This window comes from bacterium (genome assembly GCA_035528375.1).
Taxonomy (GTDB): domain Bacteria; phylum RBG-13-66-14; class RBG-13-66-14; order RBG-13-66-14; family RBG-13-66-14; genus RBG-13-66-14.
Map to the genome: position 1 here is coordinate 1 of DATKYS010000133.1, position 11114 is coordinate 11114.

At 64.6% G+C, this 11114-nt stretch carries 11 protein-coding genes; 4 read left to right on the forward strand and 7 right to left on the reverse strand.

The window, feature by feature from the left end:
- The 7 genes from VM054_10765 to elbB all read right to left on the reverse strand — a co-directional run.
- The coding region (locus VM054_10765; protein ID HUT99538.1) for a carboxypeptidase regulatory-like domain-containing protein at positions 1–820 on the reverse strand (820 nt) is incomplete at its 3' end.
- Between the two features lie 121 nt (positions 821–941).
- On the reverse strand, positions 942–1253 hold the full coding sequence (locus VM054_10770) for a hypothetical protein (protein ID HUT99539.1): 312 nt from the start codon (positions 1251–1253) through the stop codon (positions 942–944).
- Positions 1254–1273: 20 nt separating this feature from the next.
- On the reverse strand, positions 1274–2107 hold the full coding sequence (locus tag VM054_10775) for a hypothetical protein (GenBank protein HUT99540.1): 834 nt from the start codon (positions 2105–2107) through the stop codon (positions 1274–1276).
- Between the two features lie 1156 nt (positions 2108–3263).
- Positions 3264–3434, reverse strand: coding sequence for a 4Fe-4S binding protein (locus tag VM054_10780; GenBank protein HUT99541.1), 171 nt, complete (start codon positions 3432–3434; stop codon positions 3264–3266).
- A 141-nt stretch (positions 3435–3575) separates the two neighbouring features.
- Complete coding sequence (locus VM054_10785) at positions 3576–4202, reverse strand: nitroreductase family protein (GenBank protein HUT99542.1); 627 nt, start codon at positions 4200–4202, stop codon at positions 3576–3578.
- On the reverse strand, positions 4199–5128 hold the full coding sequence (locus tag VM054_10790; protein ID HUT99543.1) for a radical SAM protein: 930 nt from the start codon (positions 5126–5128) through the stop codon (positions 4199–4201). The genes VM054_10785 and VM054_10790 overlap by 4 nt, the downstream gene beginning before the upstream one ends.
- Before the next feature lie 61 nt (positions 5129–5189).
- Positions 5190–5852, reverse strand: coding sequence for an isoprenoid biosynthesis glyoxalase ElbB (gene elbB, locus VM054_10795; GenBank protein HUT99544.1), 663 nt, complete (start codon positions 5850–5852; stop codon positions 5190–5192).
- Positions 5853–5897: 45 nt separating this feature from the next.
- On the opposite strand from elbB, the gene VM054_10800 reads away from it, so the two are divergent.
- The 4 genes from VM054_10800 (at position 5898) to VM054_10815 (ending at position 10963) form a co-directional block, all read left to right on the forward strand.
- The gene (locus VM054_10800) at positions 5898–6635 is read left to right on the forward strand and encodes a type III pantothenate kinase (protein ID HUT99545.1); all 738 of its coding nucleotides are present in this window, start codon (positions 5898–5900) and stop codon (positions 6633–6635) included.
- Positions 6636–6694: 59 nt separating this feature from the next.
- Complete coding sequence (locus VM054_10805) at positions 6695–7459, forward strand: hypothetical protein (GenBank protein ID HUT99546.1); 765 nt, start codon at positions 6695–6697, stop codon at positions 7457–7459.
- Positions 7460–7555: 96 nt separating this feature from the next.
- The gene (locus tag VM054_10810; protein HUT99547.1) at positions 7556–10150 is read left to right on the forward strand and encodes a C25 family cysteine peptidase; all 2595 of its coding nucleotides are present in this window, start codon (positions 7556–7558) and stop codon (positions 10148–10150) included.
- Between the two features lie 117 nt (positions 10151–10267).
- On the forward strand, positions 10268–10963 hold the full coding sequence (locus VM054_10815; protein ID HUT99548.1) for a hypothetical protein: 696 nt from the start codon (positions 10268–10270) through the stop codon (positions 10961–10963).
- Positions 10964–11114: the final 151 nt, after the last annotated feature.

Here is an 11114-nt window from a genome sequence, read left to right on the forward strand (position 1 = left end):
TAGAGGTATACCCCCCCGCATCACCTTCGGCGTCGGCTGTTTCAATCCTCCACTGGACGCCGTCCCAACGGGCGTACTTCAAGTCCGTGGTCGAACCGTCAGAGTATCTATAGGATATATGCGGCCTGTCTTGGGAATCAATTGCGATAGAAGAATAAGGACCTACCTGACCCTCCGCATCCACGGTTTCTATGCACCACTCGGAACCGTTGAAGTATGCGTATTTGAGGTCTTTGTTATCAAAATCGTAATAAGAGATGTGGGGACGGTCGTAACCGTCGAGCTCGAGCGAAAGCTCCATGCCTACGTCCCCCTCGGAGTCCACTGTTTCAATTCTCCATTGATAACCGTCCCAGTATATAAGCTTCAGGTCGCACAACCTGTAGTTATAATAAGATGCATAAGGTTTATCATCCGAATCCAGGGCAAGGGAAAGATCCGCGCCCATGCCATATTCGGAACCAATCGTCTCAAAATGCCAGCTCGCATCCACCAGGTATGCGTATATAATTGAGTTATCATCGGCGAATATAATATGCGGGTTGCCTTCCTGATCTAATGCAAGTGAATTATTAGAATAGCGCAGTTTACCGGATATTATAGTTTCAATATTCCACATATAATTATCCCATGAAGCATATTTTAAAGCGTCATCATCGTCGTCAAAGTATAAAATACGGGGCCTGTCCCCGCTATCCAAAGCGATGGTAGTATTTGAATTGACGCTGCTATCGGTGTCCACAAACTCCGTGTGCCACACACCGGCCGAGGAGACGGACGCCAGGACCAGGAGGATTACCGTTGAATGAAGCGCTTTCATGACGCCACCATCCGTCTGATTATTCCTTGACATAGCTAATTTAGTCCGAAAATAACCGAGCGTCAAGGTTTTGGGATAATTAAAAAAAGGGGGCCTTTCGGCCCCCATCGTACCGGATGCGTCAGGACTTGCGCCCCTCGAAATAGGTGAGTATCCGCCGGATGAGGCCGAGCGCCACGATGACGAAGACCGCGCCCAGGTCGAAGATGCCGAACACGATGGCGTCCTTGACGAAATTCGTCTCCATGTTGAACAGCAGCACGGCGCCGGCGATGTAGCCGAAGAGGAAGATGACGACGAGGACGAGGAGAATGCCCAGGGCGCCCTTGGCCTTGCCGCCGGGCACGATCCGGTACAGCCGGATGCACGAGAAGACGGCGTAGGCCATCAGGAGTATTCCCAGGCCGCTCATGACGTAGAGGACGATGTCCATTGCACCTCCGCGCGATGGGTTTAAGGATTGGTCCGGCTGATGTGCTGAAACTCCTCGGTGCTCTCCATCATCGCCCGGACCTTTTCGAGAAAAACCCTCGCCTGCCTAGACGAGCAGACGAACGTCTCGAGGAACTCCCCGATCCGTTTGAACCAGTGATCGAGGTTCCCGGAGCCGATCTCGGCGGTCCCGAGCTCATCGAGGAGCAGCTCGATGGACTTCTTGAAGCTCGCGTTGAGCTGACGGACGAGGAAGTCGCGGAGCCAGAGGGGGGAGATGAAGTTATCCAGCGACAGCGGCTTGTCGGCCACCTGGCCGTTGCGGTAGCAGTAGAGGTCCACGCTGTATCCGCCCCGGGCGCGGAAGTTATCGTACTCCTCGCCGGAGGGCCGCTCCACGATTTGGCCCTGTTTTATGGGGACGTAGAACTCCCGGGCCTCGTCGTAGAGCTGGATCAGGCCGTTGCGCCCCTCGGAGATGCAGTCGGAGTAGAAGCGGTTCATCTCCGCGGACGTGGGCGCCAGGCCGGAGGCGTAGCAGTCCGCCTGGCAGATGATGCGGGCTTTATCCAGGGACTTCTGGTCCAGCTCGACGAACCGGCAGTTTTCCCACGCGAGCTCGGAGGAGAACCGCTGGGCCACAGTCTGCCCCGAGAGCGTCTCCCCCGAATCGCAGCGGGTGACCACGGAGACGGGGATCCCGCCCTGGCACAGGACAGCAAAACACGACCCGTCTTTGTGCTGTGTGATGTAACCCCGGAAACCGCTCACGGTGAAGGCCCGCAGAAGCTGGAACAGCGTCCGGTTCTGCGGCGGGAGGTTGGGCAGGAGAGTCTTTCCGAGTGGGAGCCGCATGGTTCGTCTTTCGGCCGGCTTCTCAGCGCCGGCGCCCTATGGAAAGCAAAAAGCTAACACGAATCGGTAAACATGGCAAATACATTGGCAAAAGCTAATTCAGACACCTGTTTACCGAATAACCTGCATTATTTGTTTGTAGATGACCCTACCAAATTGACGTGCTGGCGTAAAAGGTGCTTTTTCCGGAGACGAATAACCGAGCACCGGCCGATTCGTCAATCCCCGCGCACGATAAGTGACGAATCAGCCATAAAAAACAAAAAAGCCTCTCTGAAAAACAAAAAGACACGGCGGGTGCGGTTCTACGTTCAGTCAAGATTGTCACCGATTCAGATCGGCAACGTCCGGCGTGCCGATTATCCCGACGGTCAGGGCCTCCAGGGTCCGGAGATTCTTGCCCCGCCGATCGGATCGCTCGGGACAACTTCGGTACGGTGCGAAATCTAAAAGAAGTACGGAACTGAGTTGCAAATAATTCCGGTGGGTCCGTTTAAAAAACGGCCACCCGGCGCCGGTCCGACGCGCGCCACCGGCTCCGCCGACGGTTCCACGGCTCCGGTCCGGATCGTCCCCGGCACTCCCGCGCACCCCTACCGCTGCTCCCTCCCGGGCCTGACGGGGTTCGGGGACGGTCGGAAAAGTTCCCGACCCTTTGCCGGATGCGGGGATCCGGGCCATCAACGCCGCAGCCCCGACCGCGGTGACCGGTCCGCCTGCGCCTCGCCGGGCGTTCGCCCCAGCCTATAGCGGATTGCTGGCACGGCCGAAGCCGCGAGGGCACCGCTAGCGCCCCGGCTAGGGTGGCCGAGCGCCTAAAATAGTAACCACATTGCAGTCTGTCAAGGGGCCCCGTCACATAAAAATGAAAAAACCGGACCTGTTGGACGACGAAGGGGGGCCTCGACTCACCGTGTTTTATTTATTATGCGCCGGGGACGCCACACGACCGCTCACCTACAGCACAATAAAGGGACCCTCTCGGGCCCCCTGAATTTCACGCGCTGTGACGAAGGAACCCTCTCGGGCCCCTTGAATTCCACTCGCTAAAATGTAGTGACCCTTTCGGGCCCCCCGGACTTCGTGCATTGCGTTGAAGGGACCCTCTCGGGCCCCTTGAATTCCACTCGCTATTCGGCAGCGATACCGGCGCGGGCTACTCGCCGGGGATGATCGCCTCGGTGGGGCAGACCTCGGCGCAGGTGCCGCAATCGGTGCAGAGCTCGGGATCTATCACGTAGGGCTCGCCCTCGGAGATGGCCTCTTCCGGACACTCGGGCACGCAAGCCCCGCACTCCACGCACTCGTCGGTAATCACATACGCCATGGACTCCTCCTTCGATGGCCTGATTCCCTACCGGGGGGGTGTCGAATAGCCGTAGGGGATACTAGCCCGTTTGGATTTCCCCGTCAAGCGAAAATCCGTGGGTAAAGCTATTGATACTCTATTTATTTAAGACTCGTCAGCTCAGCCCACCAGCCGGACCGTCTCCCCCCTCGGGCGGCGCCGGGGTGCGGACGGCTCCTCGGCGGGACGACCCACAGGAACCACCGCCAGAAGCTCGTACCCCTCGGGCAGCTCCAGCAGATACTCGAGCGTCGCCCGCGCCACCAGGGGGGCGCCCATCCAGCATGCGCCGTAGCCCAGGGCGTGGACCGCGAGGAGGAGGTTCTGGACGGCTGCGGCGCAACCGACGAGCCAGGAGAGGCTCTCCCCCGCGGCGGGGTGTCCTGGGAAAACCTCGGCCAGCCTCATTCGCCAGGAGGACTGCTCCCGCCTCCCCGCGACGAAGAAGACCAGCGGCGCCCACTCGAAGAATGTGCCCCAGCGCGTCAGGCCTTTCCCCGTTTCGGCGAAACCGGGCGCTTCCAGGGATACGCGCTCGACCTCCAGCCGGACGAGGTCCGCCGCCCGGGCGATGACGGTCCGGTCGGTGACCGCGGTGAAGAGCCAGGGCTGTGTGTTGCTCCCCGAGGGGGCCCACAGCGCCGCGTCGAGCATCTTCTCGACGTCTTCCGAGGGAACCAGGTCGGGCCTAAAGCGGCGGACGCTCCGCCTGTCCCGGATGATACGCAGGAGCTCCTCGTAGCTCAAGATTCCCCCTCCGCATGGGTGTAGTACGTCTCCCCGCCCCGGCGCTGCAGCCGGACCAGACTCCGGGAGGCCAGCTCCTTGAGGGCGCCCTTCACCGCGCGCTCGTCGCAGCCGAAAACGGCGGCCAGGTCCGCGGCCCTCGCCGGTCGGCGCAGGAGGTACGTGGAAATCTCGGCCTCCAGGTCCAGGGCCCTCGCGCGGGTGACGGGGCCGGCGTAATCGGCGATGACCCCGGCCGGGGGGTCGAAGCCCGCCGCAATCTCCAGCAGGCGGTCCGCGGGGACGGCCCGGGCGGACTTCACCGCCGGCGGCCGAACCACCGTGTTCAGGTGGACCACGTCGGGACCGATGCGGCTCACCGCCGCGCGCAGACGCCCCAGCTCCTCCTCGGTGTCGTTCAGTCCGGCCACCAGGAGAATCTCCAGGTGGATTCCCCCGCCGTACTCCTCCCGGAGCGCCGCCAGCCCGGCGATGATCTCTTCAACGTCGAGGCCCGGCGCCGGCCGGTTGACGCGCTCGAAGACCGCCTGGCTCGCGGCGTCCAGGCTGGGCAGGAGCAGGTCGGCCCGGGCGAGGTCCGCCCGCACCGCGGGATCGGAGCAGAGAGTGCCGTTGGTGATGACGGCCACGGGCGCCTTTAGAATCGTCCCTGCCCCCTCGATGAGATAGCCTAAGTCCGCGTTGAGCGTCGGCTCCCCGGAACCGGAGAAGGTGGCGTAGTCAATGTGCGGCAGGGTCGGCGCCCGCTCCTCGAGCTCGGCGAAAAACGCCTCCGGCTCGAAGAAGCTCCGGCGTTCGACCGTGGGCCGGTCCGTCGGGCCGAGCTGGCAGTAGACGCAGTTCAGGCTGCACGTCTTGCGCGGCGTGACGTCGAGCCCCAGGGAGACCCCGAGGCGACGGCTGGGCACCGGTCCAAAAACGTACACGCGGCTCCTCATCAGGGACGAGGGACGCGCCCCCGCCCACGTTTCGCGCCGGAAATCGGGCTCACGCCAGCCGGAGGACCTCTTTGACCAGCTTGGAGACCCCCTCGTACACCTCGCCGATGTGGGAGGCCGACATGTAGGCCGGGGTGGTGACGATGCGGTTGGCCTCGTCCACCACGCAGTCCGTGGGGAGGCACTCGACGTGCCTGGAGCCCATGGCCTCGATGTCGGCGGCGGTGCCGGGGTCGGTGCCGATGGTGAGGGTGGGCGAGACGCCGGTGCCCCTGAAGATGCTGGCCACCACGACGGGGGTGATGCAGATGGCGCCCACCGGCTTGCCCGCGGCGTGCATGGCCTTGACCGCGGCGGCGAACTGGGGGTCCGGCGTGGCGCCGGCGCCCTTGAAGGCGTAGTCGGAGAGATTCTTGGCGCTGCCGAAACCGCCGGGAATGACCAGGGCGTCGAACTCGGCGGCCTCGAAAGAGGCCAGGTCGCGGATGTCGCCCCGGGCGATGCGCGCGGATTCGGTCAGCACGTTGCGGCGCTCACCGGTGGGGGCGGACTTGAGGTGATCCACGACGTCGTGCTGGGGCTTGTTCGGGGCGAAGCAGACGTAGTCGGCGCCGGCCTTCTTTATCGCCAACAGGGCGCAGGCGGCCTCGTGGATCTCGGCGCCGTCCTTGACGCCGCAGCCGGACAGTATTACCGCTATCTTCTTCGGCATTTTTTCCTCCTTGTGGGAAAATCCCACGATTGCTATGCTGTCCCCATGGTATATCTTGTTTTCGATCTTGGCAACTCCCGGGTCAAGCTAGCCCGCGTCGCCGAGGGCGTACTGGGGCCGGTCCGCGTGCAGGATGCGGGGGATTTCGCCGCCGACCCCGGGGCGGCGCTCGATGAGTTCGAAGGGATCTCCGGCGCCCTGGGCGTCTCCACCCACCCCCCGTCCCGCGAGGCGCTGCGCGGCTGGCTCGACCGGCGGGGAATAGAGCCGGCGAGTGCCCGGGAGCGGTGCCCCCTCGCCGCCCTGTACGGGGAGGGGCTGGGCGACGACCGGGTGCTGGCGGCCCACGCCGCGGTGGAAATTCTCGGCGCGCCCGTCGCCGCAGTGGGCTGCGGGACCGCGGTGACCGTGGACCTGGTGCGGGTCCGGGACGGCGAACCTGTGTTCGCCGGGGGGGCGATTCTGGCCGGCGAGGGGATCATCCTCACCGGGCTGGGGGAGTTGAGAACCCTGCCCGAGCTGGAGCCCGCCGACGCGCCGATAGACGCGACCCTCGGCTCGACCACCGAGGGGTGCCTGCGCCTGGGCGCCCGGGTCCAGGTCGAGGCGGCCGTGGCGAGGCTCTTAGCGGGGTACGCCGAAAACGTCGGCCTGCCGCCGGACCGGCTGCCGCTACTCTTCCACGGGGGCGACGCGCAGAGGTACGCCGCGGCTTACACGTGGGCGCGGGTCCGCCCCTTCGCCGTCCTGGAGGCTTTAGCCCGGATGGCGGCGGGGCTTTGAAACATCCGCCCGCGGGGATATATAATGGTGTGTACATACAGTCGGAACCGGAGGCCGGGGTGGCGGTAGTGAAACACGAGCGCAGGAGGGACCCGCTGAGGAAGCTGACCCGGCTCCTCGCCCGGCACCGGGCGCGGCAGGGGGTCTTCGTCGCCCTGCTGGTCGCCGTGCTGTGGATGGCGGGCCACCTCTACGCCAAGGAGCTCTCCCACGCGACGGAGGAGTCGTCCAACGTGGTCCTCACGGGCAACCTCTACGCCACCGAGAGTCTCCCCGATCCCGAGAGGTACGAGGGGCTGGCCGGGGCCATACTGAAACTGTCGCCCCTCCGGCTGGTCGCCGCCGCCGGTAAACGGCAGGTCAGGATAGCCGTGGGGGACGACCCCGCCCTGGAGAACAACCCCGGGTTCAGCCACTGGGTGAACCTGGGGAGCTGCAGCCCCTTCAAGGAGGATCCCGCCACCGGCGACCTGGTCTGTCAGATCCACCTCAGGCCCATCGGCTCCGCGGCCGTCTCCAACCCCTCCGACCTCTACTGCCTGGCCTACCACGAGACGCTGCACACCCTGCCCCACGCCTACTCGACCGTGGAGGTGACCTACTCGGACTACGAGAACCTCCTGGTCTACCGCTGCGAGCTCAAGCTCATCGCCCGGCTCATCGAGCTGGGCAAACCGCCGAGTGAGACCTTCGTCGCCAGCGCCGTGCAGGGGTACCGGCGGTTCGGGGGGACGCCGGACGGGGTTCCGGCCACCATCCTCCGCTTCCTTCCCGGGAACGCCTTCCTGGCGTACCCTGTGACCGCCGTCACCCCGCCGGGGTAATCTCCCCTTGACTGCGGTACTTTTTTCTGGTATCGGTTCTCTGTTCGCACATCTCGCGTCGAAAATTGAACATCCCTCCAATCCCCAGGAGGAATCTTGCGTAAGCTGGCTTTATTGACGTTGCTACTCACCACCCTCGCCCTGGCCTACAGCTACGAGATTGACCCCGACCTCGTCGAGCTGGTCAAAAGCGAGGGTTATATCATCCCCTCGGTCGGCGAGGGTCTGTACCCCACCGAAGAGGGCGTGCCGATGCTGCCCACCATCCCGCTCTTCGTAAGTGTTCCGGCCGGTCTGGGCGCCGCCGAAGTCACCGTGACCGACTTCACCGTGCAGGAGCTGCCGGGATTCTACGTGGTCATGCCGGCCAACACCCCGCAGCCGGTGAGCCGGCCCGTCGAGTTCCGGGCGGTCTTCGACGACGGCATCTACTCCTCCGGCGCCCCCTACCCCGCCGTCCCCCTGACGGCCGCCGGGGGCGGCAACATCTCGGGCTTCGGCGTGGCCGCGGCCCAGTTCAGCCCCTTCATCTACGAGCCGGCCTCGGGCAAGCTCTCGGTCATCACCCGCATCGAGTTCGAGATAACGACCGAACCGCTGTCCTACGAGGTGCGCGTCCCCAACCGGGTGACGCGGCGGGTGGCGGAGTTCGGCCTGGAAAACTTGAGAAGCATGGTCCTCAACCCCTGGGACGTCCACGTGACCGTGCCGGTGGTGGAGCCGTCCTTCACCGGAACCCCCCATCCCGAGCCCAGCGTGGACTCACCCGATTTCGGTGACACCGCCGAGTGGGTGCTGATAACCCCGACGGCTTTCGTCGAGAGCTTCGAGCCCCTGAGGGACTGGAAGCTCCTGAAGGGTTACACCACGGCCATCGTCACCACGGAGTACATCTTCGACAACTACACCGGCCGCGACAACGCCGAGCGCATCCGGAACTTCATCATAGACGCCTATGAGAACTGGTCCACCCAGTGGGTGGTCCTGGGCGGCGACTGCAACTTCGTCCAGGAGCGCCGGGGGTACGTGGTCATCGGCGGCTGCTCCGAGGACGACCAGCTCATCCCCTGCGACCTCTACTTCTCCGACCTGGACGGAACGTGGAACCTCGACGGGGACGGATACTGGGGCGAATGGCCCGCCGACAACCCCGACATGTTCCCCGACGTGTACGTCTCCCGCTACCCCGTGACGGTTGCGAGCTTAGTGGACACCGTGGTGTCCAAGACCCTGACCTACGAGAAGGAGATTCCGGCGGGCCACACCACCGACGCCCTCTTCCTGGGGGCCTACCTGGACTACCAAACCTCGGGCGGCGACGCCAAGGACCTCGTGGACCTGCTCTACCTGCCGTCGCAGTTCGACCCCGTCACCAAGCTCTACGAGAAATTCGGCACCATCAGCCGCGCCGCCGTCATCGCCCAGATGAACGCCGGCAACTGCGCCGTCGTCAACCACTGCGCCCACTCCAACTACACCGTCATCGGCTGCGGCTCCACCAACATGTCGGGCGCCGACGCCTACGCCCTGACCAACGGCGACAAGCTCGGCTGGATAAACTCCATCGGCTGCATGTGCGGCGGTTTCGACCGCCCCCGGTGCTTCGCCGAGCAGATCGTCCTGGCCCCGGAGGGCGGGATGGTCGCCACCATCATGAACTCGCGCTACGGCTGGTACATCAAAGGGTCGCCCGGATTCGGACCCAGCGACCTGATTGACCAGCAGTTCTTCTGCAGTATGTTCAGCGAGGCCAAGACCAACTTCGGCTACGCCCTGGCCGACATGAAAAATTATTTCGTCCCGGCCTCCAAGGGCTACGGCAGTGCCGCGTACTACCGCTGGTGCATCTACGAGAACAACGTCCTCGGGCCCAACGAGACCGTGGGCTGGACCGACGAGATGGGTGACCTCGCCGTGCAGTACCCCGACCACTGGAGCCACGGCGGCTTCACCGTGAACGTCACGATGGGCGGCTCGCCGGTGAATGGCGCCCTCGTCTGCCTCTACAAGGAGGACGACTGTCACGTGGCCGACAGGACGGGTCCCGGCGGCCAGGTCATCCTCTACCCCGATCCCTCCGAGCCCGGCCAGATGCACGTCACCGTCACCGCCCAGAACGGCTGGCCCTTCGAGGGCACCACGACGGTGGACGACGACGTGAGCACCGACGTGACCGAGTTCACCGGCACGGCCGGGGAGGACGGCGTGCTCCTCTCCTGGCGTCTGGAAGACACCGGCGGGCTGGTCGGCGTCAACCTCTACCGTAGCTCGGACCGGCTCAACTCGAGCGCCCTCGTCCCGGAGACGCTCGGCCGCTACCTGGACCGCGAAGCCGAAGGAGCGAACGACTACTACCTCGAGCTGGTCGCCGGCGACGGCACCGCGGTGCGTTACGGCCCGGTGAGCGTCTCCACCCTCGGGGAAATTTTCCGGACGACCCTCTCCGCGGCCTACCCCAACCCGGCCTCGACCGTCGTCCGCTTCGACGTCGGCCTGCCGGAGACCGGCGCGGTCGAGCTGGTGGTCTACGACATCGCCGGCCGCCGGGTGGCTACACCCGCGTCGGGTGAGCTGACCGCCGGGCGTCACACGGTAGCCTGGGACGCGACCGACGCCCCGGCCGGGGTATACATCGCCCGCCTGGTCACCGCCGACGGGACCCTGACCACCCGGCTGGTCGTAGCCAGGTAATACGGCCCAATACACGATAGAGGAGCCCCGCGGGGCTCCTCTTTTTTGGGGACTTGCCAAGGGTCCGCGGACGGCCTATAATCCACCCGAACACTTTCCAACCGTTCAACCGTGACCATGACCCCCAACCAGAACACCGGGTGCAACGTCGGCATCGTCACCGCCGTCATCGTGCTCGTCGCGGTCGGCGGCGTGGTGGCCTTCCTGGTCTCCGGCGGGGAGGGAGACTTCCTCCCCGGTTTCATCATCCCGCTCATCCTCATCTTCGTCGTCGTCCCCATCATCGGCCGGGCGGTGAAGAACGCCAAGGGAGCGGCGCAGGGCGGCGGCTCCTCCTCGAGTTCCCAGCCCGCCTCCTCCCCCCTCTCCTCACAAACCTCCCATCGTCCGTACCGTTACGGTCTCGACACCGGTGAGACAAGCGCCGATTCGGAGACGTCCTTCGAGACCAACCAGGCGCCTACGATGGACGAGGAAGAGCACCGCCGTGCGGTCAGCGAGATCATGGCCCGGCGCAAGCGGGAGGCGAAGACCGAAGGTGAATATGTCGAGGTCGAGATGGAGCCGGGGGGCGATGTGGAATACACGGAAGAGGAGACGGCGGCCAGACGACAGCAGAGCCGGGACCGGTCGAAGAGCAAGCTCTCCGACATCGCCCAATCCATCCGCGAGCGGAACCGACAGGTGCAGAGGGGCGCTGATACCGACCTGCCGCCCGGTTACACCCTCTGCGTGAACTGCGGCAACATCACCAAGCTGACCGGCAGAAAGACCCGCTGCTCCACCTGCGGGTCCGTCATCGAGGCCGTGTAGGGTCCCAGGCGAACCGGGGCCCACAGGCGGCGAGTGCCGGTCGGGAGCGAAGTACGGTTGTTGGATGCATGACGGCCCCGCGGGGCCGTTTTTTTAGCGCCGGCAGGGGTGGGGCCGTCCCATTCTCCATCCCCCCCTGGGGGGAGGCACG

Excerpts from the sequence above, each read along its gene's own strand:
- VM054_10770 (HUT99539.1), bottom strand. The coding sequence starts at position 1,253 with ATGGACATCGTCCTCTACGTCATGAGCGGCCTGGGAATACTCCTGATG.
- VM054_10775 (HUT99540.1), bottom strand. The coding sequence starts at position 2,107 with ATGCGGCTCCCACTCGGAAAGACTCTCCTGCCCAACCTCCCGCCGCAG.
- VM054_10780 (HUT99541.1), bottom strand. The coding sequence starts at position 3,434 with ATGGCGTATGTGATTACCGACGAGTGCGTGGAGTGCGGGGCTTGCGTG.
- elbB (HUT99544.1), bottom strand. The coding sequence starts at position 5,852 with ATGCCGAAGAAGATAGCGGTAATACTGTCCGGCTGCGGCGTCAAGGAC.
- VM054_10800 (HUT99545.1), top strand. The coding sequence starts at position 5,898 with ATGGTATATCTTGTTTTCGATCTTGGCAACTCCCGGGTCAAGCTAGCC.
- VM054_10815 (HUT99548.1), top strand. The coding sequence starts at position 10,268 with ATGACCCCCAACCAGAACACCGGGTGCAACGTCGGCATCGTCACCGCC.